A 24,803-nucleotide genomic window follows, 5' to 3' on the forward strand; every position below is an offset into this window, starting at 1 on the left:
GTCCCTCCCTAACCGGCCGACAGGATCAGCCCGCTGGTCGGCACGCCGGTGCCCGCCGTGACCAGGACGTTCGCGACGCCGTCGAGCTGGTTGGCGGCGGTGCCGCGGATCTGGCGGACCGCCTCGGCGATGCCGTTCATGCCGTGGATGTACGCCTCCCCGAGTTGCCCGCCGTGCGGGTTGACGGGGAGGCGGCCGTCCAGCTCGATGCCGCCGTCCGCGATGTAGGCGGGCGCCTCGCCCCGGCCGCAGAAGCCCAGCTCCTCCAACTGGGCCAGGACGAACGGGGTGAAGTGGTCGTACAGGATGGCGATCCTGATGTCGGACGGGGACAGGCCGGACATCTCCCAGAGCCGCCGTCCGACGACCCCCATCTCCGGCAGGCCGCTCATGTCGTCCCGGTAGTAGCTCGTCATCATCAGCTGCCCGGCCGCCGAGCCCTGGGCCGCCGCCGCGATGACGGCGGGCGACCTGCGCAGGTCGCGGGCGCGCTCGGCCGAGGTCACCACCAGGGCCACCGCGCCGTCGCTCTCCTGGCAGCAGTCGAGCAGGCGCAGCGGCTCCACGATCCAGCGCGACGCCTGGTGCTCCTCCAGCGTGATGGGCCGGCCGTGGAACCAGGCGGCGGGGTTGGTGGCCGCGTGCCTGCGCATCGCCACCGCGACCCGGCCGAAGTCCTCCGACGTGGCGCCGAAGGTGTGCATGTAGCGGCGGGCGAACATGGCGACCCACGCCGCCGGCGTCATCAGCCCGAACGGCACGTGCCAGCTCATCTCCAGCCCCTGCGAGGTCGGCTGGCCGCCGAGGCGGGCGTCCGGCTGGCCGAAGCGGCGTCCAGAGCGCTCGTTGAAGGCCCGGTAGCAGACGACCGTGCGCGCCATGCCGGTGGCGACGGCCATGGCCGCGTGCGCGACCGTCGCGCAGGCCGCGCCGCCGCCGTACTCGACGCGGGAGAAGTACGTGAGGTCGCCGACGCCGACCTCGCGGGCCACCGCGATCTCCTGGTTGGCGTCCTGGCTGAAGGTGACCAGGCCGTCCACGTCGGCCGGTGACAGCCCGGCGTCGTCCAGCGCCGCGAGCACGGCCTCGGCGGCCAGCCGCAGCTCCGAACGCCCGGACTCCTTGCTGAACTCGGTGGCGCCGATCCCGGCGACCGCCGCGCGTCCGCTCAACACGGGTCCTCCCCCTCGGGCAGGGTCAGGGTGACGGTGCCGATCGCGTGGTCGCCCAGGCTGACCGCGCCGCGCACCTCGACCGTCAGCTCGCCGTCCGCGCGCGAGACGACGGCGCCGGTAAGGCTCAGCCGGTCCCCCGCGTACGCAGGGACGCCCAGCTTGACGTCGATGCGACGGATGACCGCCGCCGGGCCCGCCCAATCGGTGACGTACCGCTCGACCAGCCCCATCGTGGTCAGGATGTTGAGGAAGATGTCCTTCGAGCCCTGCGCGCGGGCCAGCGCCGGATCGTGGTGCACCGGCGTGGGGTCCATGGTGGCGAGGGCGGTGGCGACGACCAGGGTGGGCGTCAGGTCGATCGACAGCTCGGGCAGCACGTCCCGTTCCTCGCTCACGGCTCCCCCGGCGTCCACATCGGCAGGACGAGCTCGTCGTCCATCGGCCGGTACGTCACCCGCAGCGGCATCCCGACCGCCACCTCCTCGATCGGGCAGTCCACGACGTTGCCCACGACCCTGACGCCCTCCGGCAGCTCCACCACGCCCACCACGAACGGCGTCTCCCGTCCAGGCACCGGCGGCCGGTGGTGCACGACGTAGCTGTAGAGGGTGCCGTGGCCGGACGCGACGGCGTACGAGCGGTTCGCCGAGCGGCACTGCGGGCAGAGCGGGCCCGGCGGGTGGCGCAGCAGGCCGCAGTCGGCGCAGCTCTGGACGCGCAGCTCGCCCTGGCGTACGCCCTCCCAGAAGAAGGCGGTGTCCTGGTTGACGGCGGGCCGCAGCGGATAGGGCGTCCTCGCGGGCTTCTTCTCCCGTGGGCGGAACTTCAGTACGCGGAACAACATCTCGGCCACCGGCTCGTCGTCGGCGGCGTACCAGGTGATGTTCCAGGTGGCGAAGAAGCCGACCCCGAGCGCGGTCCGTTTGGGGCCGGCCAGGCTGGTGAAGCGGGTGGCGGGGGTCAGGACCTCGCCCACGCGGGCGTAGCGGTGGTGGACCTGCTCGCAGTTCGTGGCGACGACGCCCGTGTAGCCGGAGGCGTCGAGCGCGGCCATGAGCTCGTCCACCGGCGAGCGGTCCTTGACTGCGCGGCGCAGGCCCGGCATGGTCCACACCTGTGCCATCGCGGGCGGGGCGAGGCCGCGCTCCAGGTAGACGGGGTTCTCGTCGCCCATGGCGGCGAGCCAGTGGCGGATCATCGGGACGTTCACCGGGTCGACGGCGGGCGTGCCGCGCAGCTCGCCCAGCGCCGTCTGCTTGGCGGCGAGCTCGTGCAGCTCCTCGTCGGTCAGCGCGTTCCTCATCGGGGCGGCCTCGGCAGGCTCAGGCCGAGCATCGCGATCAGCTCCCGCTGCACCTCGTTGACGCCGCCGCCGAAGGTCAGCACGACCGCGCCCTTCGCCCCGACGTCGGTCCGCTCGATGAGCTCGGCCGTCCCGGGGTCGGCGGGGTCGCCGTGGCGGGCCAGCACGTCGCCGACGATCCGGCCGGCCTCCTGCATCCGTTCCGAGCCGTAGATCTTGGTGGCCGAGGCGTCCGGCGCGCCCAGCCAGCCGAGGTCCATGTTGGCCGCGACCTGCCAGTTGAGCAGCTCGTTCGTCCGCAGGGCCGCCCACAGGCGGGCGAGCGCGCGGCGCACGTCGGGCTCGCCGTCCAGGCCGGTACGGCGGGCCCAGTCGCGGAACCGGTCGTAGGTCTGGCCGAGGTTGCCTGCGGGGCCGAGCGTGACCCGCTCGTGGTTGAGCTGGTTGACGATCAGGTCCCAGCCCTTGTCCACCTCGCCGACCACCATGTTCACCGGGACGCGGACGTCGGAGTAGTAGGTGGAGTTGGTGTGGTGGCGGCCGTCCATGGTGACGATCGGGGTCCAGGAGTAGCCGGGATCGTCCGTGGAGACGATCATCATGGTGATGCCCTTGTGCTTCTTGGCGTCGGGGTTCGTCCGGGCGGCCAGCCAGATGTACTGCGCGTAGTGCGCGCCGCTGGTGAAGATCTTCTGGCCGTTGACGACGTAGTGGTCGCCGTCGAGCACCGCCGTCGTCCGCAGGGACGCCAGGTCCGTGCCGGCCTCGGGCTCGCTGTAGCCGATCGCGAAGTGGTACTCCCCGGCGAGGATGCGCGGCAGGAAGAAGTCCTTCTGCTCGCGGGTGCCGTACTGCATGAGCGTCGGGCCCACCGTCTGCACCGTGATGATCGGGTACGGCACGCCGGCGCGGGCGATCTCGTTGGCGAAGATCTGCTGCTCCAGGGGGCCGTAGCCGGCGCCGCCGTACTCCTTGGGCCAGCCGAGGCCGAGCTTGCCGTCGCGGCCGAGGCGGCGGCAGTGCTCCATGTACGTCTCCCCGAACGGGTCCTCGGCGATCGCGCGCCGGTCCGCTTCGGTCAGGCAGCCCTGGAAGTACGCGCGCAGCTCGTCGCGGAGCCTGCGCTGCTCCGGGGTGAGGTCGATGAGCATCAGACGAGCGCTCCGATCAGGTCGAGCTGGGCGTCGGCGCCGCCGAGCAGGTAGGACAGGTGCTTGGCCTGGGCGAAGTAGCGGTGCAGCGGGTAGGTGACGTCGAGGCCGAGGCCGCCGTGCAGGTGCTGGCAGGTGTGCAGGGCCTTGACCGCCTCGGCCGCGTGGTAGGCGGCCAGCGCGAGGTCCTCCTCGGCCGGCAGGCCCTCGCCGAGCCGCCAGAGCGCCGACCACATGGCCACGTCGAGCGCCCGGCCGGCGATGTAGACGTCGGCGATCTGCACGGTCACGGCCTGGAACTCGGCCAGCGCGCGGCCGAACTGCCGCCGCGTCCTGATGTGGGCGGTGGTCAGCTCCAGCGCCCCGGCGAGCACGCCGCTCGCCTGGGCGACGATCGCGGCGGTGTAGAGGCGGCGGACGTCGGCGGCGGCCTCCGGCCCCGCCACCCGCTCGGCGGGGGCGCCGTCGAGCACGACGGTGGCGGCGGGCTCGCCGGTCGAGGTGCGCTCCGGGGTCGCGCCGGTCACCTCGGCCAGGAACAGGCCCTCGCCGGCGGTCACCAGCGCCGCCGCGCCGGGGTACATGACGGTGACCTTGCGCCCGGTGAGCGTCCAGCCGCCGTCGTCGTGGGCGATGGTCTCCGGCGGGGCGGCCAGGGCCCGGCCTGGCTCCCGCACGGCGAGCGCGATGCCGTCGGCGTGCCGCCGCTGCTGCTCGGGCGTGCCGTGGCGGGCCAGGGCCAGGGAGCCCGCGAGCGCGGGCAGCCCGGGGACCGCCGCCGCCTTCGCGCCCACCTCCCGCAGCGTCACGGCCATCTCCACCGGCCCGAGCCCGGCGCCGCCCGCCTCCTCGGGCACGCACAGGCTCAGCAGCCCGGCCTGCCGCAGCCGCTCCTCGTCCGCCTCCTTGGCCAGCACGTCGGCGGCCAGTCTCCGCACGTCCTGCTGGGTCTCGTCCAGGTTGAAGTCCACGTCTGTTCCCCTACGTCTCCAAGAGGTGCTGCCTGCCGTGCCGTACGAACTCCTCCTCGATGGCCTTGACGTCCGCGCCGGTCAGCGGGCGCAGCCCGGACGGGGTGCGCCACCACACCGGGTCACCGGTACGCCAGCCCTCGCGGGCGAGGACCCGTTTGACGACCTTGTGCGAGGGCGTCTGGGGCAGCCGGTCGGCGAGGCGGACGTACCGGGGCAGGGACTTGGCGCCCAGGTCGGACCGGGCGGCCAGGAAGGCGGTGAACGCCTCCGGGTCGAACCCGCCCGCCAGCACCAGCGCCGCCATCACCTGGTCGCCCGCGGCCGCGTCGGGCACCGGGTAGACCGCCGCCTCCACCACGCCGGGGAACTCGCGCAGGGCGGCCTCGACGGGCGCGGCCGACAGGTTCTCGCCGTCCACGCGCAGCCGCTCGGTGCCGCGTCCGGCGAAGAACACGTGGCCGGCCGCGTCCTGCCAGGCGAGGTCGCCGGACCAGAACGCGCCGTCGCGCACCCGCTCGGCGTCGGCCTCGGGGTCGTTGTAGTAGCCCTCGAACAGGCCAGGACCGGTGGTGTTGACCAGCTCGCCGACGGCCTCGTCCGGGTTGAGCAGCCGGCCGTCGGCGACCCGGCCGGGCGGGCAGGGCTCGCCGGTGTACGGGTCGAGTATCGCCACGCCCTCGGGCAGGCGGCCGAGGCTGCCGGGCGGGCCGGCCGGGTCGGGGCTGATCGAGACGGCGGTCTCGGTGGAGCCGAAGGCGTCGATGACGTGGCAGCCGTACCGCTCGCCGAAGCGCCTGATGGCGACCGCGCTGCCCTCGTTGCCGAAGGCCAGTCTGAGCGGGTTGTCGGCGTCGTCCGGGCGTTCCGGGGTGGCCAGGGCGTAGGAGAGCGCCTTGCCGACGTAGTGGAGGTACGTGCAGCCGTACCGCCGGAGGTCGGGCAGCAGGCCCGAGGCGGAGAAGCGGCGGCGCAGCGCCAGGGCGGCCCCGGAGGCGACGGCGGGCGCGTAGGCGGCCATGAGGGCCCCGGAGTGGAACAGCGGCATCGAGCAGTAGACGACGTCGTCCGGGGTGAGCAGGGCGCCCAGGCTGGTGCCGGGGACGGCGAGCTTGCGCTGGGTGACGCGGACGGCGCGGGGGCGGCCCGAGGTGCCCGAGGTGAAGATCAGCAGCACCAGCTCGCCGGGGTCGGCCGCCCGCTCGGGAAGCGGGCCCGGCGCGGTGGCGTCGGACAACGGGCGGGCGGGCAGGCCCAGCGATCGCGCCAGTTCCTCGTACGGGGCGTCGAACAGCACGAGGCCGACGTCGGTCGCGCGGGCGTCGCGGCCCAGCTCGGCCGCCGACCGGGTGGGGTTCAGCGCGACGACCGGACGCCCGGTCAGCGCCGCGCCGCCCACCAGGAACAGCAGGCCGGGAACGTTGTCACTGAGCACCCCGACATGCGATCCGGTGTCGCGGCGGGCCAGCCAGGAGCCCGCCGCGCGGCAGGCGGCGACGTGCTCGCGCCACGTCCAGGTCGTGTCCTCGAACAGCAGGCCAGGTCGTCCGTCCTCGGCCCGTGCGGTCAGCAGGGCCGCGAGGGTGTTCGCGGTCATGCCGCCTCCACACCAAGCGCTCGGTCAGCAAACCGCAAACTAGAACAGATTCTAATTGGTGTCCAGTAGCCAATCATCCTGAAAAGTCGCGTTATATCCCCGTAACGCGAGAGACATGCACTGATAGGGGTTCTTTGTGACCGTCGAGTAACAAGCCGCGACACCGGGAAATCAGATAACGTGTTCTTATGCGCACCTCGTCCGCGACGGTCGCCACCTCCTCCGACGGCGAGGGGAGCGTCCGCACCCGCAGCCAGACCCAGCGCCGCAAGCGCATCGTCCAGGCCGCCGCCGCCCTCGCCTCGCGCGGCGGGGTCGAGGCCATGCAGATGCGCACGGTGGCCGAGCGGGCCGGCGTCGCCCTCGGCACCCTCTACCGCTACTTCCCGTCCAAGATGGACCTCGTGGTGGCGGTGGTCGGCGAGGAGATCGACCTGCTGGAGAGCAGCATCGAGCGCCGCCCGCCGGGCGCGGCCACACCCGAGGGCCGGGCGGTCGACGTGCTGATGCGCGCCACCCGCGGGCTCATGCGCGAGCCCGAGCTGGCCGACGCGCTCATCCGCTCGCTGATCATGGCCGAGGTGCAGACGCCGTTCGGCGACCGCATGGCGGGGCTGCTGCTGCGGGTCTCCGGCGAGGGGCTGAGCTTCGAGCAGGCGAGCGAGGAGCAGCGCGACCTCGCCGGGTCGCTGGCCGGCGTCTGGGTGCACGAGCTGCTGGAGATGCTGCGCGGCCGGCGCACCTACGACCAGATCCAGCGCCGCATCGAGACCGCCGCCTCGCGCCTGCTCGCCGACCTCTGACCGATCCCGCATCATTGGTCGGATGAGGATGAAGGCGATCAGTCAGGACGCACTGGGCGGCCCCGACGTGCTCAGGCTGGTGGAGCTCGACCGGCCCGAGCCCGGCCCGACCGAGGTGCTCGTACGCGTGCGCGCGGCCGGGCTCAACCCCACCGACTGGAAGACCCGGGCCACCGGCGGGCTGCTGGGCACGCCGCCGCCGTTCGTGCTCGGCTGGGAGCTGTCCGGCGAGGTGGTGGCCTCCGGCGTCGGCCAGGTGCTCCACAAGCCGGGCGACGAGGTGTTCGGCCTGCTGCGCTACCCGCAGGGGCACGGCGCCTTCGCCGAATACGTCACCGCGCCCTCCCGGCACTTCGTCCGCAAGCCCGCCGGCCTCGACCACGTCCAAGCCGCCGGCCTCCCGCTGGCCGCGCTGACCGCCTGGCAGGCGCTCGTCGACGTCGCCGGCGTGCGCGAGGGCCACCGGGTGCTGGTGCACGCCGCGGCGGGCGGCGTCGGCCACCTGGCGGTGCAGATCGCCAAGGCCCGCGGCGCCCACGTGATCGGCACCGCGAGCGCCGCCAAGCACGCCTTCCTGCGCGGCCTCGGGGCCGACGAGCTGGTCGACTACCACGCCCACGACTTCGCCGAGGTCGTCCGCGACGTGGACGTGGTGCTGGAGTCCGTCGGCGGCGACTACGGCCCGCGCTCGCTGCGCACCCTGCGGCCGGGCGGCACGATGATCTCGCTCGCCCTGAGCCGGATGGAGCCGGGGCTGCACGAGCGGGCGGCCGGGCTCGGCATCCGCTCGGAGGCCATGCTCGTGGAGCCCGACCACGCCGCCCTGCGGGCGATCGCGGCGCTGGCGGCGGCCGGGCGGCTGCGGGTGTCGGTCGCGGCGGTCCTGCCGCTGGAGGAGGCCGCCAAGGCGCACGAGATGGGCGAGACCGGCCGCACCACGGGCAAGATAGTCCTCACCGTCGGCGGCTGAGCCCGGAAATTGTCGGTGGCGGCGGCTATACAGGAGGCATGAGCGACAAGCCGACGAATGAGGATTTCCTGCAGCAGGCGGATCCCATGCGACGCGAGCTGCTGGCGCACTGCTACCGCATGACGGGGTCGGTGCACGACGCCGAGGACCTCGTGCAGGAGACCTATCTCAAGGCGTGGCGGGCCTACGACGGCTTCGAGGGCCGCTCCTCGCTGCGCACGTGGATGTATCGCATCGCGACCACCACCTGCCTGACGGCGCTGGAGAGCCGCGGCCGGCGTCCGCTGCCGAGCGGCCTGGGCGCGCCGAGCTCCGAGGCGACCGCTCCCCTGGCCCAGGACAACGAGGTGCCGTGGCTGGAGCCGGCGCCCGACGCGCTCACGGGCGTGGCGGGCGACGATCCGGCCACGATCGTGACGGCGCGCGAGAGCATCCGGCTCGCGCTGGTCGCCGCGTTGCAGCACCTGCCGCCCCGGCAGCGCGCGGTGCTCATCCTGCGCGACGTGCTCAGGTGGAAGGCCGCCGAGGTGGCCGAGGCCGTCGGCCTGTCCACCGCCGCCGTCAACAGCATCCTGCAGCGGGCGCGGGCCCAGCTCAGCGAGCGCTCGCCGAGCCTCGACGACCCGGTGGAGCCGCTCACCGACGAGCAGCAGGCCCTGCTCGACCGCTACGTCGCCGCGTTCGAGAACTACGACGTGGACGACCTGGTGCACCTGTTCACCGAGGACGCGATCTGGGAGATGCCGCCCTTCACCGGCTGGTATCAGGGTCCCGAGAGCATCGTCGAGCTCTCCAGGACGCAGTGCCCCGCCGAGCGCGCCGGCGATCTCAAGCTGGTGCCGGTCGCGGCCAACGGGCAGCCGGCGTTCGCGGTCTACCTTCGCGAGGACGACGGCTACCGGCAGTTCGCGATCATGGTGCTGACCCTGTCCGGCGGCGCGATCCGGCACGTGGGGATGTTCTTCGAGGAGGGGCTCTTCGAGACCTTCGGGCTGCCCACCACTCTGACCCCCCAGGCTTCCGCGGCTAAGTAGAACGCGTTACTGTCTCTCCAGAGCATCGTTCTGGAGGCGACTGTGAGCACACCTGTGATCGTCGAAGCCGTCCGCACCCCCATCGGCAAGCGGGCCGGCTGGCTCGCCGAGCTCAAACCGCAACAGGTTCTCGCCACCGCGCTCAACGGGCTGATCGAGCGGTCGGGCCTCGACCCCGCGGCCGTCGAGCAGGTGTTCGCCGGCTGCGTGACGCAGGCGGGCGAGCAGGGCGGGCACGTCGGCCGGGGCTCCTGGCTCTACGCCGGGCTGCCGCACCAGGCAGGCGTCACCACCGTCGACGCGCAGTGCGGCTCGTCGCAGCAGGCCGTGCACCTCGCCGCCGCCCTGATCGGCGCGGGCGTGATCGAGGTGGGCATCGGCTGCGGCGTCGAGGTGATGAGCCGCGCGCCGCTCGGCAGCAACGTGCTGCCCGCCAACCCGCGTCCCGACGACTGGGACCTCGACCTGCCCGACCAGTTCACCGCCGCCGAGCGCATCGCCGCGCGGCGCGGGCTCACCCGCGAGCGGCTCGACTGGTTCGGGGCGCGCTCCCAGCACCTCGCCGCCAAGGCGTGGGCCGACGGCCGTTTCGAGCGCGAGATCGTGCCGGTCGGCGACGTCCGCAGGGACCAGGGTCTGCGCGAGACCACCGTGGACGGGCTGGCCAAGCTCAAGCCGGTGGTGGAGGGCGCGCTGCACACGGCGGGCACCTCGTCCCAGATCTCCGACGGCGCCGCCGCGGTGCTGGTCATGAGCGAGGAGGCGGCGCGGCGGCACGGCCTGCGCCCCCGGGCCCGCATCCGCGCGCAGGCGCTGGTCGGCGCGGAGCCCTACTACCACCTCGACGGGCCCGTGGACGCCACCGCCAAGGCTCTCGCCGACGCCGGGATGACGATCGGCGACATCGACCGGTTCGAGGTGAACGAGGCGTTCGCCTCCGTCGTGCTGTCGTGGGCGAGCGTGCACGAGCCCGACATGGACCGGGTCAACGTCAACGGCGGCGCGATCGCCCTCGGTCATCCGGTCGGCGCGACCGGCGCGCGGCTCATCACCACGGCGCTGCACGAGCTGGAACGCGCCGACGCGACGACCGCCCTCGTCACCATGTGCGCGGGCGGCGCGCTCGCCACCGCGACGATCCTCGAACGGATCGGTTGAGCTTGTATCACGTACCACCCATAGCACTCGGTAAGGAATCGGGGAACAGATGAAGACCAGACGCCGGCCGTACGCGGAGCAGCGCCCGCAGGATCTCGGCGGCGGGGTGTGGAGCGTGCCGGTGCCGATCCCCGGCAGCCCGCTCGGCTACACCCTCGTCTACGCCGTCGAGTCGCCGAAGGGCCCGGTGCTGGTCGACGCCGGCTGGAACCATCCGGAGGCGTGGCAGGCGCTGAGCGGCGGCCTCGCGACGCTCGGGATCGACGTGAGCACGGTGCGGGGGGTGGTGGTCACGCACTTCCACCCCGACCACGCCGGGCTCGCCGGCAAGGTCAGGGAGGCTTCCGGAGCCTGGATCGCGATGCACGAGAACGACGCGGCGATGGTCCGGCTCATGCACGACTTCGCCGGTGACGAGCACACGGCCTTCCAGTCCGACATGCTGCGCCGGGCCGGGGCCGATCCCAGCGAGGCGAGGGCGGCCTCGGGCGAGCGGCCGGCCCCGCCCGCGGTGCCCGACCGCGAGCTGCGCGACGGCGACCTCGTGGACCTGCCGGGACGCAAGCTGCGGGCCGTCCACACGCCCGGCCACACCCCGGGGCACATCTGCCTGCACCTGGAGGACGCCGACCGCTTGTTCACCGGCGACCACGTCCTGCCCGACATCACCCCGCACATCGGGATTTATCCGTACGACCGAGAGGACGTCGATCCGCTGGGCGACTTCCTGGAGTCGCTGGAGCGGGTGGGCGAGCTGGGGACGCTCGACGCCCTCCCCGCCCATGAGTGGATATTTCCGGATGTGGCGGCACGGGCCGCCGAGATCCGTCACCATCACGAGGAGAAGCTCGACTCGCTGCTCGCCCTCCTGGCCGGACAGCCCGAGCCGCAGACCATCTGGGAGGTCGCCGCGATGATGACGTGGAACAAACCGTGGGACACCCTGCCCCCCATGCTGCGCGGCATGGCCGCCGGAGAGGCGGCGGCCCACCTGCGCACCCTTGAGGCCCGCGGCCGCATCCGCCGCCTGCCCGGGGTCGAACTCGTCCGCTTCCAGGCCCTAGACTCCTAGACATCCGATGTCTAGGGGGAGAAGCGTGGCGGTCACCGACGCGGCCATCGACAAGATCAAGCAAATGATCGTCTCGGGGGAGCTCGCCCCGGGCGACCGGCTGCCGAAGGAGGCCGACCTGGCCGAGCGGCTCGGCCTCTCGCGCAACTCGCTGCGGGAGGCCGTGCGCGCGCTGTCCCTCATCAACGTCCTCGACGTGCGCCAGGGCGACGGCACCTACGTCACCAGCCTGGAGCCCGGCCTGCTCCTCGACACCCTGTCGTTCGTGCTCGACCTGCACCGCGACGACACGGTGCTGCAGTTCTTCGAGGTCCGGCGCATCCTGGAGCCGGCGGCCACGGCGATGGCGGCCGAGCTGATGAAGGACGACGAGATCGAGGAGCTGCGGGTCATCCTGGAGTCGCTGCCCGAGCGGCCCACGATCGAGGAGCTGGTGGCCAACGACCTGCGCTTCCACCAGCGCATCGCCCAGGGGTCGGGCAACAGCGTGCTGTGCTCGTTCATCGAGAGCCTGTCGGGCCCGACCAACCGGGCGCGGGTGTGGCGCGGGCTCACCCAGGAGGGCGCGCTGCAGAAGACCCGCGAGCAGCACACCGCGATCTACGAGGCCATCGCCGCCCGCCAGGCCGACATCGCCCGCTCCTGGGCCACCGTGCACGTGGCCGGCGTGGAGTCGTGGCTGCGCCGGGCGCTCGAACTCGACTGATCGCCAACACATCGGAGGATTGACGATGATGATGAAGCAAGGGAGCGGCGGGTAGAAGCCGGGGCGTGCCGGACAAACTTGAGCGATATCGCAGCAGGCGCGACGCCACCCGCACCCCCGAACCCGTCCCTCCCGAGCCCCCGGCCCCAGGGGACGGTGACGCGTTCGTCATCCAGGAGCACCACGCCCGGTCGCTGCACTGGGACCTGCGCCTGGAACGCGACGGCGTCCTCGTCTCCTGGGCCGTCCCCAAGGGCCTGCCCGCCGACCCTCAGACCAACCACCTGGCCGTCCACACCGAGGACCACCCCATGGAGTACCTCACCTTCCACGGCGAGATCCCCCAGGGCGAGTACGGCGGCGGCACCATGACCGTCTGGGACACCGGCACGTACGAGACCGAGAAGTGGTCCGACCGCGAGGTCAAGGTGGTGCTGCGCGGGACGCGCGCCTCCGGGCGGTTCGTGCTGTTCCGGACGCGGGGCAAGAACTGGATGATCCACCGCATGGACGAGGCGGTACGCGACCCGTTCCCCACCCTCGACCCGATGCTGCCCACCGAACGCGCCCGCCCGCCCAGGGACGCCGCCGCGTACGCCTTCGAGTTCGCCTGGGGCGGCCGCCGCCTCCTGGTGCCCGTCGACGGCGGCCGGACGGACGCCGCCCGCGAGCACCCCTGGCTGCGGGCCCTCGCCCAGTCGTTCGGCAGCCGGAGCGCCGTCCTGGACGGCGAGGTCGCCACGCTCGGCGGAGCCGAGATCCTGGTCCTCTACGACCTGCTGTACGACGACGGCCACGCCCTGCTCGACCGCCCGTACGCCGAGCGCAGGGCCGCGCTGGAGGCGCTGGAGGTGTCGGGGAGCCGCTGGCAGGTCGCGCCCTCGTGGCCCGGCGAGGCGGGGCCGGTGCGGCAGGCGGCCAGGGAGCAGGGGCTGCCGGGGGTGGTGGCCAAACGGCTGGACTCGCCGTACGAGGCCGGTCCTTCGACGTCCTGGCTGTTCATTCCGTCCTGAGCGGTGGGTGCGGGATACTCAGGTGGTGATCATCAAGACGGTGTCTCCGCACGACGACCCGCTCGGGGGCCAGTTGCTGGCGGTGCAGAAGGCGGCGTACGCGGTCGAGGCGGAGCTCATCGGCGACGACCGGATCCCGCCGCTGCACGAGAGCCTGGCCGAGCTGCGGGCGCGTGACCTGCTGTGGCTGGCGGCCTTCGACGGCGACGCCGGGCCTGCGGGGGCGATCGCGTGGGCCGAGAGCTCGGACGAGCTCGACATCGACCGGCTCGTCGTGGCCCCGTCCATGGCCCGGCGCGGCATCGGCCGGGCTCTGGTCGAGGCGGTGCTCGCCCGGGCCGGCGGACGCCGCGTCGTGGTGTCCACCGGCCGCGACAACGTGCCCGCGCGCCGCCTGTACGAAGGGCTCGGCTTCACCCTGCTCGGCGAGACCGAGGTCATCCCCAAGCTGTGGATCGCCGGCTACGCCCTCGTCAGCTAGAGAGCAGCCCTCCGGACTCCAGGTCCTCCCACAACGCATCGGGCACCGGCCGCGACCACAGGGCCGCGTTGGCCGTGACCTCCTCCGGGGTACGCGCCCCCAGGACGACGCTGGCGACCGCCGGATGCCGCAGCGGGAACGCCATCGCCGCCTGAGGCAGGCTCACGCCGTGCCGCTCGCACACCTCCGCGATCCGGGTGGCCCGCTCCACCAGCGGCGCCGGCGCCGGCTGGTAGTCGAAGGTGCTCCCCGGCCTGGACGTGGCCAGGATGCCGCTGTTGAAGACGCCGGCCGCCAGCACCTTCACCCCCCGCTCGGCGCACGCCTCCAGCAGGGGCAGGCCGGACTGGTCGAGCAGCGTGTAGCGCCCGGCCAGCATGACCACGTCGATGTCGGTCTCCCGTACGAACCGCAGCGGCACCTGCCACTGGTTCATGCCGAGCCCGATCGCCCGCACCACGCCTTCGGCCCGCAGCTCGGCCAGCGCCGGGTAAGCCTCCCCCAGCGCCTGCTCCACGTGCTCGTCGGGGTCGTGGATGAGGGCGACGTGCACGGCCGGCAGTCCCAGGCGTTCGAGGGAGTCCTGCAGCGAGCGGCGTACGCCGTCGCGCGAGAAGTCCCACTTCCTGGTCACCTCGCCCGGGACGTCGAACAGGTCGTCGTCCCGCCCCGACGGCGCCGGCGCGGGCACCAGCAGCCGCCCGACCTTGGTCGACAGGACGTAGTCCGAACGCCCGGCGAGCGCCGCGCCGAGCCGGCGCTCGGACAGGCCGAGGCCGTAGTGCGGGGCGGTGTCGTACAGCCGCACCCCGCTCTCCCAGGCGGCGTCCACCGTGGCGCGCGCCTCGGCGTCGGTGACCGCCTGGAAGAGGTTGCCGATGGGCGCGCCGCCGAAGCCGTGACGCGGCAGCTCGATCACGCGGTCTCTCCCGTCAACGCCGTGCCTCCCGTCATCAATCCTGTGCCTTCCCGCCCGCGATCCGGCTGATCATCAGGGCGATGAGGATGATGCTGCCGTAGATGACGGGCTGCCAGAAGCCGGAGACGCCGATCAGCGTGAGGATGTTCTGCACCAGGCCGATCACCAGCACACCGGTGAGCGCGCCGAGGATGGTGCCCTTGCCTCCGTCCATGCTGACGCCGCCGATGACGGCCGCGGCGAACACCATGAAGATCCAGCCGACGCCCATGCCGTTGCCGATCGCGCCGAGGCGGCCGGTCTCCAGGATGCCGGCCAGCGCCGCGAGGACGCCGCCGAGGATGAACACGCCGTAGAGCACCCGGTCCACCCGGATGCCGGCGGCGCGGGCGGCGTCGATGTTGCCGCCGATCGCGTAGAGCGAGCGGCCGATCCGCAGGTAGCCGAGGCCGAAGATGCCCACCGCGAACAGCAGCCCGGCGATCCAGACGGCCGCGGGCAGCCCGAGCCACAGGGCGCTGCCGAGGTAGAGGATCGACTCGGGGAGCTGGAACAGCGTCTTGCCCTCGGTCGGCCCCTGGAGGAGACCGTGCACGATGATCAGCATGGCCAGCGTCACGATGAACGCGGACAGCTGGAACCTGATGATCAGGAACCCGTTGAAGGCGCCGATGGCGGCCCCGACGACCAGCGCGAGCGGGATCACCAGCGTGCCGGGCAGCCCGAGCCCGAACCCGCCCGCCGCGGCCGGGACCACCAGCATCACGGCGATGGCGGGCGCGGTGCCGACCGTCGACTCCAGCGACAGGTCGAACTTCCCGGCGATCAGGATCATGGCCTCGGCCAGCACGAGGAGCGAGATCGCCGCCTGCTGCTGGAGGACGTTCGTGAGGTTGCCCGCCGTCAGGAAGGTCGGGTCCAGGAACGCGCCCACGACGAGCAGGATCACGATCACCGGCACGAGCGTCAGGTCGCGGAACCTGGCCAGCCGTAGCCGCGGGGCCGGTGCGGTCATAGTGGTCACTCTTGTATGCCTTCCATCACGGCCACGAGTTCGTGGTCCGTCCAGCCACGCGGTACGTCCTTGACGATCTCCCCGTGGAACATCACCAGCACCCGGTCACAGATGCGCAGGTCGTCGAGCTCGTCGGAGACCACGACGGCCCCCGCGCCGCGCTCGGCGGCGTCCTCGACGGCGCCGAGCAGGGCCTGCTTGGCCTTGACGTCGACGCCGGCGGTCGGGTTGATGACGACCAGCACCGTGGGATCGTCCACGAGCGCCCGCGCGAACACGACCTTCTGCGCGTTGCCCCCGGACAGGTCGGCGACGGGCTGGTCGGGCCCCTCGGTCTTGATGTCCAGGGCGGTGATCATCTCCTTGGCCTTCTCCCGGCGGCGCGACGGGGACACGACGCCGAAGCGGCCCAGCTTGCGGGCGATGGGGAACGTGGCGTTCTCCCCCACCGACAGCAACGGGACGAACCCCTCGTGATGGCGGTCCTCGGGCACGAACCCGAGCCCCGCCTCCATGGCGGCCGGCACGTCGCCGGGCTTCACCTTGGTGCCGTTGACGACGACCGTGCCCGTGTCGGCGCCGCGCAGCCCGACCAGGGTCTCGGCCAGGCCGACCTTGCCGCTGCTCGCCGACCCGGCCAGGCCGACCACCTCGCCGGCGCGGACGCTGATGTCCACGTCCCGGTAGCGGCCGGCCAGCGACAGCCCCTCGCCGGCGAGCACGACCCGCTCGCCGGGCGTGCGCTCCCTGGCGTGGTACGCGGACGTGGCCTCACCGGTCATGGCGTGCACCAGCTCGTCCTGCGGCAGCCCGGCCACCGGCCGGGTCATGATGTGCCGGGCGTCGCGGAAGACCGTGACGCTCTGGCAGATCTCGTACACCTCGTCCAGGTGGTGCGAGATGTACATCATCGTGACGCCCTGCTCGCGCAGCGAGCGCATCCGGGCGAACAGCCGCTCGATGGCCGGCCCGTCGAGCCGCGCCGTGGGCTCGTCGAGGATGATGAAGCGCGCGCCGAACGACAGCGCCCGCGCGATCTCCACGAGCTGGCGCTGCTCGACGCTGAGCTCGCCGGCCAGCGCCTGCACGTCGACGTCCACCTCGTAGGTGTCGAGCAGCTCGCGCGCGCGGCCCCGCAGCGTCCGCCAGTTGATGGGTCCGTGCCCGTCGCTCTGCCGGTTGAGGAAGAGGTTCTCGGCGACGGTGAGCGCCGGGATGATCGTGGACTTCTGGTAGACGCAGGCCACGCGCCGCCGCCAGGCGTCCCGGTCGCCGGGGGCGGGCGCCGGCTCTCCCGAGAACAGCACCTCGCCTTCGTCCGGCCGCTGCAGCCCGGTGAGGATCGACACGAGGGTGGACTTCCCCGCGCCGTTCCTGCCGATGAGCGCGTGCGTCTCGCCTTCGGCGATCGCGATCTTGGCGCCGTTCAGCGCGACGGTCGGACCGAACCGCTTGACGACGTTGCGGGCTTCGACGTGATTGCTCATCAGCTGACCTGGTTGCCCCAGAGGTTCTTGTCGTCCACGTTGTCCTTGGTGACCAGGGGTGCGGGAAGCTGGTCCTCAAGGCCGTTGGGGAGCTGGATGATGGTGCTGTCGTGGTCGGTCGGGCCCGGCTGGAACGTCTTGCCCTCCAGCGCCGCCTTCGCGTAGAAGAGCGCGTACTTCGCGTAGAGGTCGGCCGGCTGCGACATCGTGGCGTCGATCTCGCCCTTGCGGATGGCGTCGTACTCCTGCGGGATGCCGTCGTTGGAGACCACGAAGATGTGCTTGGGGTCGTCCGGCTGCACGAGCAGGCCCTTCTGCTTGAGCACCTGCAGCGTCGGCGCCAGGTGGACGCCGCCCGCGTGCATGTAGATGCCCTTGATGTCAGGGTTCTGCTCCAGGCGGGTCTGCAGCATGGACGCCGCCTTGCTGCCCTCCCACTCGGTCGGCTCGCTGAAGACCGTGATGTCGGGGAACTTCGTCTTCATGCACTCCAGGAACGCCTCCGACCGGTCACGGCCGTTGATCGAGCTGAGCGCACCCTGGAGCTGGACGACCTTGCCCTTGCCGCCGAGCTTCTCGCCGAGGAACTCGCACGCCTTGGTGCCGTACGCGCGGTTGTCGGCGCGTACGACCATGTAGACCTTGCCCTTGTCCGGCCGGGTGTCGACGGAGACGACGGGGATCTTCTTGTTCTCCAGCTGCTGCAGGGTGTTGGCCACCGCGCCGGTGTCCTGGGGCGCCATGACGATCGCCTTGGCGCCCTGGCCGACCAGCGCCTGCACGTTGTTGACCAGCTTGGACACGTCGTTCTGCGAGTTCGTGGCGGGCATGAGGTCCACCTTGAGCTCGCTCGCCATCTGCGGCACGTACTTGATGTAGGAGTTCCAGAAGTCGGAGTCGGCCCGGGGGTGGTCGATGCCGACCTTCCCGCCGCCGCCGCTCGCGCCTTCTGTCGTGGAGCCTGAGCCGCACGCCGTGACGACCGCCAAGAGGGCGGTGCCCGCGATCACCCGTCCGAACTTCATAGGGGGGTACCTTCCTTTTTTTGACTGGTCGCTAGTTGGTCGGCCGCAGCCGGAGGCCCTGCATGCCGCCGTCCACCGCGATCGACGTGCCGGTGGTCGCGCCCGCCTCGGGGCCGGCCAGGTAGGCGATCGCCGCGGCGACCTCCTCCGCCGTGACCAGGCGGCCCATGGGCTGCCTGGCGTTGAGCGCCGCCCGCTCCGCCTCGGGATCGGGGGCGGCGTCGAGCAGTCGGCCGACCCACGGGGTGTCGGCGGTGCCCGGGTTGACGCAGTTGACGCGGATGCCCTCGCGGATGTGGTCCGCGGCCATCGCCAGCGTCAGCGACAGGACCGCGCCCTTCGTCGCGCTGTAGAGCGCGCGCTGGGGCAGCCCCGCGGTGGCCGCGATCGAGCAGGTGTTGACGATCGAGGCGTGCTCCGACCTGCGCAGGTAGGGCAGCGCGGCGCGGGCGACCCGTACCATGCCGAACACGTTGACGTCGAAGACCCGCTGCCACTCGGCGTCGGGATTGTCCTCGATCGTCCCCTGGGCGCCGATGCCGGCGTTGTTGACGAGCACGTCGATGCCGCCCAGCCGCTCGGCGGCCTCGGCCACCGCGGCGCGTACGCTCGCGTCGTCCGTCACGTCCGCCTTGATGCCGACGAACGGCTCGCCCGGCGGGTTGAGGTCGAGACAGGCCACCGTCATGCCGCGTTCGGCGAGCAGGGTGGCGGTCGCCAGGCCGATGCCGGAGCCGCCGCCGGTCACGACGGCCTTCAGACCTGCTGCGTTCGTCCGGCTCACGCGTCCCTCCAGACCGAACCGTTGGGGAAGGTGTGGGCGGCGATCGACTCCGCGTGCATCTGCGCGCTGAAGCCGGGCAGCGACGGCGCGAGGTAGCGGCCGTCGCGGATCACCACCGGGTCGACGAAGTGCTCGTGCAGGTGGTCGACGTACTCGATGACCCTGCCGTCCATCGTGCCGGTGACCGCCACGTAGTCGAACATCGACAGGTGCTGCACCAGCTCGCACAGCCCGACGCCGCCCGCGTGCGGGCAGACCGGGATGCCGAACTTGGCCGCGAGCAGCAGGATCGCGATGTTCTCGTTGACCCCGCCGACGCGGGCGGCGTCGATCTGCAGGTAGGAGATGGCGCCGGCCTGCAGGAGCTGCTTGAAGACGATGCGGTTCTGTACGTGCTCGCCGGTCGCCACGGGGATCGGCGCGATGCCGCGGGCGATGGCGGCGTGGCCGAGCACGTCGTCCGGGCTGGTCGGCTCCTCCACCCAGTGCGGGCCGAACTCGCTCAACGTCTTGACCCAATCGATGCCCGAGGCGACGTCCCAGCGCTGGTTGGCGTCGATGGCGATCGGGAAGTCGGGGCCGCAGACCTCGCGGGCGACCCTGAAGCGCCGCCTGTCGTCCTCCAGGTCGGCGCCGACCTTGAGCTTGATCTGCCCGAACCCCTGCGCGATGGCCTCCTCGCAGAGCCGCCGCAGCTTCTCGTCGTCGTAGCCGAGCCAGCCGGGGGAGGTGGTGTAGGCCGGGTAGCCGGTCTCGACCAGCCGGGCGATCCGCTCCTCCTTGCCGTTCTCGGCCTTGCGCAGGATCCGCAGGGCCTCGTCGGGGGTCAGCGCGTCGCTGAGGTAGCGGAAGTCGACCAGGCCCACGATCTCCTCGGGGGACATCTCGGACAGCAGCCGCCACACCGGCTTGCCGGCCCGCCTCGCCTTCAGGTCCCACAGGGCGTTGACCACGGCGGAGATCGCCATGTGCATGACGCCCTTCTCCGGCCCCAGCCAGCGCAGCTGCGAGTCGTTGACCATCTCCTTGTAGAGGGCGCCGAGGTCCTCGACGTCCTTGCCGAGCACGTAGTGCTCCAGCGCGCTGATCGCGGCGGTCTGGACGTCGTTGCCGCGCCCGATCGTGAACGCGAACCCGTGGCCCTCGTGACCGTCGTCGGTCCTCAGCACCACGTAGGCGGCGGAGTAGTCGGGGTCGGGGTTCATCGCGTCGGAGCCGTCGAGCTCGCGCGAGGTCGGGAAGCGCACGTCGTGCGTCTCCATCCCGACGATCCGGTACGTCGGCTTGTCGCTGTTCGTCATGCCTGGCCCACCGTCTGCCGCTGCCGCCCCAGCCCTTCGATCTCCAGCTCCACGACGTCCCCGGCCCTGAGGTACGGCTGCCCCGGCATGCCCATCGCCACGCCGGCGGGGGTGCCGGTGTTGATCACGTCACCCGGCTCCAGCACCATGAACTGGCTGAGGTAGCGCACGATCTCCGCGACATCGAAGATCATGTTCTTGGTGTCGCCGTCCTGGCGCAGCTCGCCGTTGACCCAGAGGCGCAGCGCCAGGTCCTGCGGGTCGCCCACCTCGTCCGCCGTGACCAGCCAGGGCCCGAGCGGGTTGAACGTCTCGCACGACTTGCCCTTGTCCCACTGGCCGCCGCGTTCGAGCTGGAACTCGCGCTCGGAGACGTCGTTCGCCACGGCGTAGCCGGCGACGGCCTCCAGCGCCTCCTCCCTGCTCTCCAGGTAGCGGGCCCGCCGCCCGATGACGATGGCCAGCTCGACCTCGTAGTCGGTCTTGACGCTGTTGCGGGGGACGAGCACCTCGTCGTACGGGCCGACCATGGTGTCGGCGGCCTTCATGAACACCACGGGCTCGGCCGGCGGCTCCGCGCCCGACTCGGCGGCGTGGTCGCGGTAGTTCAGGCCGATGCAGACGATCTTGCCGGGCCGCGCGACGGGGGCGCCCACCCGCAGGCCCTCCTCGGCCACGATCGGCAGGTCACCGCGGTCGAGCGCGGCACGGACGCGCGCCACTCCTCCGGAGGCGAGGAAAGCACCGTCGATGTCGGGCTCCCCGATGTCGCGCAGGTTACCGGCCTCGTCCAGCACCACCGGCCGTTCCTGTCCGACAGGTCCTACTCGCAGCAGCTTCACACCGCATCCTTCATCTATACATCGGATGTCTCGTCTCATGATGCTGGGGCGATTATCCGGGATGTGTCAAGGGTGAGGCTGCGGAAACATCCGATCTGTGACCTGGACATACTGCGCGAACATCATCGCTCGCGACACGAACCGGCCATATCGCCCCGATGACCCGGTTCACGCACAGGATACGTGCCCGTCACACAGACATCGGACGTCGCTACTGCCGGCTCGCCCCGGCTCCTTGACGGTCGTACAGTCACGTAATAGAACACGTTCCAGTAGCACTTAACCAAGCGCTTGATCAAGAGGTGAGCCGGGTGCACATCGACCTCGTCGACAGGGACCGTTACGCGACCGCTGGACCGCCGCACGAGCAGTTCGCCTGGCTGCGCGCCAACTCCCCCGTCCACTGGCATGAGGGCGAGCCCGGATTCTGGGCCGTCACCCGCTACGACGACGTGGTCCACATCTCGCGCCACTCCGAGCTCTTCTCCTCCCACCGCAGGCTCGCGCTCTTCGACGAGCTGGAGGAGGAGCAGATCGCCCTCCAGCGGCTCATGATGCTCAACCAGGACCCGCCGGAGCACACCAGGCGCCGCTCGCTGGTCAACCGGGGCTTCACCCCGCGCACCATCAACGCCCTCGAAGAGCACATCCGCGACATCTGCGACGACCTCCTCGACAAGTGCACCGGCGAGATCGACTTCGTCACCGAGGTCGCCGCGCCCCTGCCCCTCTACGTCATCTGCGAGCTGCTCGGCGCGCCCGTCGCCGACCGCGACAAGCTCTTCGCCTGGTCCAACCGCATGATCGGCGCCCAGGACCCCGACTACGCCGACGCGCCGGGCGAGGGCTCCGACGCCGCCATGGAGGTCTACGCCTACGCCAACCAGCTCGCGGCGCAGCGCAAGGCCAACCCCAGGAACGACATCGTCACCAAGCTCCTGCAGCCCGACGAGCACGGCGAGACGCTCGACGAGAGCGAGTTCGACCTGTTCGTCCTCCTCCTGATCGTCGCCGGCAACGAGACCACCCGTAACGCGGCCTCCGGCGGCATGCTCACCTTCTTCGACCACCCGGACCAGTGGGACCGCCTCGTCGCCGACCCCACGCTGGCCAAGACCGCCGCCGACGAGATCGTCCGCTGGGTCTCCCCCGTCAACCTCTTCCGCCGCACCTCGACCTGCGACCAGGTGATCGGCGGCCAGCCCATCAAGGCCGACGACAAGGTCGTCGTCTTCTACGGCTCCGCCAACCGCGACGCCTCCGTCTTTCCGGACGCCGAGACCTTCGACATCGGCCGCACCCCGAACCCGCACATCGGCTTCGGCGGCGGGGGCGCCCACTTCTGCCTGGGCAACCACCTGGCCAAGCTCGAACTCCGGGTCCTCTTCGAACAACTGGCCCGCCGCCGCCCCCGCCTCACCCAGTCCGGCCCGGCCAGCCGCCTCCGCTCCAACTTCATCAACGGCATCAAGGAACTCCCGGTCACCATCGGCTAGGCAGGCGGTGGACGTGATCGTCACGGCCGTGCCAGACTCCGTACGAAATATCAACATTCAGCTAGTCAGCTAGCAGTCAGCGCCGGTCGGTCGGTGGAGTGCGCTGGCGTGCTCGCCTGGCCACTCGGCCGCGAGCACGTCAGGTCACGCTTCCGCGCGGGGTCCTGGACGTGTACGCGCGCCGAGCCGTACACCGAAAGGACCGACCATCATGTCCACCGACCAGTTCGGGCTCGCCGGCGGCGACTACGTCCCCGACCCCGATCACGACACCACGCTGCTGCTGGACGCCTTCTACGAGCGCCTGGCCACGACGGATGCCGACCTCATGGCCGCCATGCGGGCGCGCCAGGACGAACTCGAAGCCGCGAACCAGTCGCGGATCGTCGACGAGCCCGCACGACACAACCTGCGCCTGACCCTGGCCCTGGTCGCCGCCTATGAGGTCCTGCGGCCCAGGCTCGGCAGGCAACAGGCCATCGCCACCGTCCAGGCGGCGTTCGTCGAACCGCTCGGGGACGCCATGAAGCAAGGCACCCGGGCCATGCTTGACCAGGCGCCAGACCCCTTCCGCGCCATGGTGGAGACGAGCAAGTCACGCGAGGAGCACGCGTTCGGAAAGGGTTTCGCCTTCGAGCGGCCCGTGGACGACGACGAGCGCTATCACCTCGACGTACGCCGGTGCTTCTACCACGACGTCCTGGTCGCCAATGGGGCACCGGAACTGACCCCGGCCATGTGCGCGTTCGACGCCAACTGGATCGAGGCCATCGAGCCGCGCCGGCACGGCTTCCGCTTCGAGCGCCGCACCACGATCGGCACGGGCGGCACGCACTGCCCGTTCCACTTCGACCGCATCACCGAGTAGCGGGCATGACCGGTGGAAACGCCGGTCGAGCGCCTACTCATGTGTCCGACGGCGGCGTCTGACCTGCTGCGGCTGGCCGTACCGAACACGTACGCAGGCCAGATGCCGTGCGACACTCATGTGCAGCCGCCACTGCAAGCAGGTGGGTGGGCGGCGTACCACTTCCACGGCCGCTTGACATGTCCAAAATGCCCGATCCCATGAAAGTGCTCAAAAACAGCCTCCGCGTCCGACAAACGCGCAGGTCAGCGAGTGTGCTCCCCGCGCACACGGGGATGGTCCCGGCAAGCCGAGGGCGTGCAACCAGGAGCGCGGGTGCTCCCCGCGCACACGGGGATGGTCCCGACACCGAACTGCACGCCCAAGCGGTCGAACTGTGCTCCCCGCGCACGCGGGGATGGTCCGGATGGCGGGGCCGGCCTTTGGCGAGCGGAGGCTTCCCTCGAACCGGTTAGAGGCGATGCCTTGTCCCGTCCTACAGGTCGGCCCGCTGCAGGCCGTCCAACTTGACGAGTAGTTGCATGGCCACCGCGTACTCCAGCAGCCGGAACGCCTCCAACGGCACCTCCACCGCACGCCGAATCGCGCCCACCTTCCGCCCGGCGGCAGGTCGGTACACATCCGCCACCACCCCGTACGGCTCGCTACCGCACACCGTGTAGACGTACGACTCCGACCCCAGACGCGGGCACCACACGCGCGCCGCCGGGATGCACGAACGACAGGTAGGCGGCGCATGCGTGAACGGCCGACCATCAACTGCCACGCCCGGAGGCTCGGGCAGCAGCCACCAGATACGGCCACCGTCCACAGCCGACCGCCCGCACACCTGACACAGCAGGCGGAGCATGCAACGTCGCTGCCGCGCGGTGTTGACCAGCTTCCACAACGGACGACCAGCCCGCGACAACCCCTGCCGATGCCACAGCACGCCGAACATCCAGTCGTGTGCCGTGGCATCGGTGTACGACAACCGCACCCCGTCGGTCGCCTCAGCATCCGCGACGAAAGCGACCTGATAGGACACGGCCTCACCCTCGAACGCGGTCACGTACGGGACCCTCGGACAGCCGCTCACCCCCGCCCGCCCTCACCGGAGTACGGTCGGCGAACCTCCGGCCTGACCTCGCCGTACATCCGGCTGTACCGCTCCCGATACAAGCCCTCGATCCGCCGCACCGCCATCTCCACCGCCGCGCACGGGCACACGGTGTACTTCCGTCTCCCCGTGCCGCTCCCGTCGTCCAGGGACCAGCGGAACCGCCACTCCCCGCCGCTCCACTCGCACCACACCACCAAGCCCACTGACCAGATCCCGACCAGCGCGATCCCCTGAGCTTCGAAGACCTGCGAGTCGATCCCACCGCCGCCCAAGGCCGCCGCCAACTCCCGCGCCAGATGTCCCGCCGGGCTCCCCTGCACACTGGCCGTCACCGGCTTTCCCTTCTCCTGGATGAAAGCCTTCAGTGGGCCAGTTGAGCCCACACGATGCGTTCGCCCGTCGCCTTGCGGTCGGTTCCCCAACATCCGAAGGTAAGCTCGTCCACGATCCACAACCCCCTGCCGCGCACCTCGTGCAAATGAGGCAGACACGGGACGGGCACACCCGCCGCCAGACCAGGGTCGGTAACG

Annotated in this window: 25 protein-coding genes; 10 read left to right on the forward strand and 15 right to left on the reverse strand. The window is 71.4% G+C overall.

The window, feature by feature from the left end:
* Window positions 1-8 precede the first annotated feature (8 nt).
* Genes BMW85_RS07720 through BMW85_RS07745 form a run of 6 tightly spaced genes read right to left on the reverse strand, consistent with a single transcriptional unit; the run spans window position 9 to window position 6,197 of the window.
* On the reverse strand, window positions 9-1,172 hold the full coding sequence (locus BMW85_RS07720) for a lipid-transfer protein (RefSeq protein WP_091078611.1): 1,164 nt from the start codon (window positions 1,170-1,172) through the stop codon (window positions 9-11).
* Window positions 1,169-1,570: a MaoC/PaaZ C-terminal domain-containing protein gene (locus tag BMW85_RS07725; RefSeq protein WP_218155696.1), complete on the reverse strand. Its 402-nt coding sequence runs from the start codon at window positions 1,568-1,570 to the stop codon at window positions 1,169-1,171. The genes BMW85_RS07720 and BMW85_RS07725 overlap by 4 nt, the downstream gene beginning before the upstream one ends.
* A complete protein-coding gene (locus BMW85_RS07730; protein WP_091078615.1) occupies window positions 1,567-2,478 on the reverse strand; it encodes a bifunctional MaoC family dehydratase N-terminal/OB-fold nucleic acid binding domain-containing protein in 912 nt (303 codons plus the stop codon). The genes BMW85_RS07725 and BMW85_RS07730 overlap by 4 nt, the downstream gene beginning before the upstream one ends.
* Window positions 2,475-3,629, reverse strand: a complete 1,155-nt coding sequence (locus BMW85_RS07735) for an acyl-CoA dehydrogenase family protein (RefSeq protein WP_091078616.1) — start codon at window positions 3,627-3,629, stop codon at window positions 2,475-2,477. Before BMW85_RS07735 ends, BMW85_RS07730 begins: the two co-directional genes overlap by 4 nt.
* Complete coding sequence (locus tag BMW85_RS07740) at window positions 3,629-4,600, reverse strand: acyl-CoA dehydrogenase family protein (protein WP_091078619.1); 972 nt, start codon at window positions 4,598-4,600, stop codon at window positions 3,629-3,631. The genes BMW85_RS07735 and BMW85_RS07740 overlap by 1 nt, the downstream gene beginning before the upstream one ends.
* A 10-nt stretch (window positions 4,601-4,610) precedes the next feature.
* Entirely contained in the window at window positions 4,611-6,197 is a 1,587-nt protein-coding gene (locus tag BMW85_RS07745; RefSeq protein WP_091078620.1) for an AMP-binding protein, read from the reverse strand.
* 188 nt (window positions 6,198-6,385) lie between these two features.
* On the opposite strand from BMW85_RS07745, the gene BMW85_RS07750 reads away from it, so the two are divergent.
* From BMW85_RS07750 to BMW85_RS07785, 8 genes are all read left to right on the forward strand, one after another.
* On the forward strand, window positions 6,386-7,000 hold the full coding sequence (locus BMW85_RS07750) for a TetR family transcriptional regulator (RefSeq protein ID WP_091078623.1): 615 nt from the start codon (window positions 6,386-6,388) through the stop codon (window positions 6,998-7,000).
* A 28-nt stretch (window positions 7,001-7,028) separates the two neighbouring features.
* Complete coding sequence (locus BMW85_RS07755) at window positions 7,029-7,970, forward strand: NADP-dependent oxidoreductase (RefSeq protein WP_091078625.1); 942 nt, start codon at window positions 7,029-7,031, stop codon at window positions 7,968-7,970.
* A 38-nt stretch (window positions 7,971-8,008) separates the two neighbouring features.
* Complete coding sequence (locus BMW85_RS07760) at window positions 8,009-9,004, forward strand: sigma-70 family RNA polymerase sigma factor (RefSeq protein ID WP_091078627.1); 996 nt, start codon at window positions 8,009-8,011, stop codon at window positions 9,002-9,004.
* 42 nt (window positions 9,005-9,046) lie between these two features.
* Window positions 9,047-10,162 carry a steroid 3-ketoacyl-CoA thiolase gene (locus BMW85_RS07765; RefSeq protein WP_091078629.1) on the forward strand — a complete coding sequence of 372 codons (1,116 nt, stop codon included), beginning with the start codon at window positions 9,047-9,049 and terminating at the stop codon, window positions 10,160-10,162.
* A gap of 49 nt (window positions 10,163-10,211) precedes the next feature.
* A complete protein-coding gene (locus BMW85_RS07770; RefSeq protein ID WP_091078631.1) occupies window positions 10,212-11,234 on the forward strand; it encodes an MBL fold metallo-hydrolase in 1,023 nt (340 codons plus the stop codon).
* A 25-nt stretch (window positions 11,235-11,259) separates the two neighbouring features.
* On the forward strand, window positions 11,260-11,940 hold the full coding sequence (locus BMW85_RS07775; protein WP_091078633.1) for a FadR/GntR family transcriptional regulator: 681 nt from the start codon (window positions 11,260-11,262) through the stop codon (window positions 11,938-11,940).
* Between the two features lie 65 nt (window positions 11,941-12,005).
* Window positions 12,006-12,953 (forward strand): DNA polymerase ligase N-terminal domain-containing protein, encoded by a 948-nt coding sequence (locus BMW85_RS07780; protein WP_091078635.1) that lies wholly within the window; start codon window positions 12,006-12,008, stop codon window positions 12,951-12,953.
* A gap of 25 nt (window positions 12,954-12,978) precedes the next feature.
* Complete coding sequence (locus BMW85_RS07785) at window positions 12,979-13,434, forward strand: GNAT family N-acetyltransferase (RefSeq protein ID WP_177240533.1); 456 nt, start codon at window positions 12,979-12,981, stop codon at window positions 13,432-13,434.
* Here the strand turns inward: BMW85_RS07785 and BMW85_RS07790 are convergent.
* From BMW85_RS07790 to BMW85_RS07820, 7 genes are read right to left on the reverse strand one after another with little or no spacing between them, the layout of a single operon-like run.
* Window positions 13,427-14,353, reverse strand: a complete 927-nt coding sequence (locus BMW85_RS07790) for an aldo/keto reductase (protein ID WP_091078641.1) — start codon at window positions 14,351-14,353, stop codon at window positions 13,427-13,429. The two genes, BMW85_RS07785 and BMW85_RS07790, sit on opposite strands and share 8 nt — an antisense overlap.
* 34 nt (window positions 14,354-14,387) lie before the next feature.
* Window positions 14,388-15,368, reverse strand: coding sequence for an ABC transporter permease (locus BMW85_RS07795; RefSeq protein WP_091078643.1), 981 nt, complete (start codon window positions 15,366-15,368; stop codon window positions 14,388-14,390).
* A gap of 5 nt (window positions 15,369-15,373) precedes the next feature.
* Window positions 15,374-16,855 (reverse strand): sugar ABC transporter ATP-binding protein, encoded by a 1,482-nt coding sequence (locus tag BMW85_RS07800; protein WP_091078646.1) that lies wholly within the window; start codon window positions 16,853-16,855, stop codon window positions 15,374-15,376.
* Window positions 16,855-17,880 (reverse strand): sugar ABC transporter substrate-binding protein, encoded by a 1,026-nt coding sequence (locus BMW85_RS07805; RefSeq protein ID WP_091078648.1) that lies wholly within the window; start codon window positions 17,878-17,880, stop codon window positions 16,855-16,857. Before BMW85_RS07805 ends, BMW85_RS07800 begins: the two co-directional genes overlap by 1 nt.
* Before the next feature lie 31 nt (window positions 17,881-17,911).
* A complete protein-coding gene (locus BMW85_RS07810; RefSeq protein ID WP_245774677.1) occupies window positions 17,912-18,664 on the reverse strand; it encodes an SDR family NAD(P)-dependent oxidoreductase in 753 nt (250 codons plus the stop codon).
* Window positions 18,661-19,965, reverse strand: a complete 1,305-nt coding sequence (locus BMW85_RS07815; RefSeq protein WP_091078650.1) for an L-fuconate dehydratase — start codon at window positions 19,963-19,965, stop codon at window positions 18,661-18,663. The genes BMW85_RS07810 and BMW85_RS07815 overlap by 4 nt, the downstream gene beginning before the upstream one ends.
* Window positions 19,962-20,807, reverse strand: coding sequence for a fumarylacetoacetate hydrolase family protein (locus BMW85_RS07820; RefSeq protein ID WP_091078653.1), 846 nt, complete (start codon window positions 20,805-20,807; stop codon window positions 19,962-19,964). Before BMW85_RS07820 ends, BMW85_RS07815 begins: the two co-directional genes overlap by 4 nt.
* 311 nt (window positions 20,808-21,118) lie before the next feature.
* On the opposite strand from BMW85_RS07820, the gene BMW85_RS07825 reads away from it, so the two are divergent.
* Window positions 21,119-22,303: a cytochrome P450 gene (locus tag BMW85_RS07825; protein ID WP_218155697.1), complete on the forward strand. Its 1,185-nt coding sequence runs from the start codon at window positions 21,119-21,121 to the stop codon at window positions 22,301-22,303.
* Between the two features lie 211 nt (window positions 22,304-22,514).
* The gene (locus BMW85_RS07830; RefSeq protein ID WP_091078658.1) at window positions 22,515-23,171 is read left to right on the forward strand and encodes an L-2-amino-thiazoline-4-carboxylic acid hydrolase; all 657 of its coding nucleotides are present in this window, start codon (window positions 22,515-22,517) and stop codon (window positions 23,169-23,171) included.
* Window positions 23,172-23,646: 475 nt separating this feature from the next.
* Here the strand turns inward: BMW85_RS07830 and BMW85_RS07835 are convergent, their stop codons facing one another.
* Together BMW85_RS07835 and BMW85_RS07840 are read right to left on the reverse strand one after the other, a co-directional pair.
* The gene (locus BMW85_RS07835; protein WP_143082125.1) at window positions 23,647-24,222 is read right to left on the reverse strand and encodes a hypothetical protein; all 576 of its coding nucleotides are present in this window, start codon (window positions 24,220-24,222) and stop codon (window positions 23,647-23,649) included.
* Between the two features lie 23 nt (window positions 24,223-24,245).
* A complete protein-coding gene (locus BMW85_RS07840; protein WP_091078664.1) occupies window positions 24,246-24,605 on the reverse strand; it encodes a hypothetical protein in 360 nt (119 codons plus the stop codon).
* Window positions 24,606-24,803: the final 198 nt, after the last annotated feature.

Origin of the sequence: Nonomuraea wenchangensis (assembly GCF_900111685.1) — a bacterium.
Lineage (GTDB): Bacteria > Actinomycetota > Actinomycetes > Streptosporangiales > Streptosporangiaceae > Nonomuraea > Nonomuraea wenchangensis.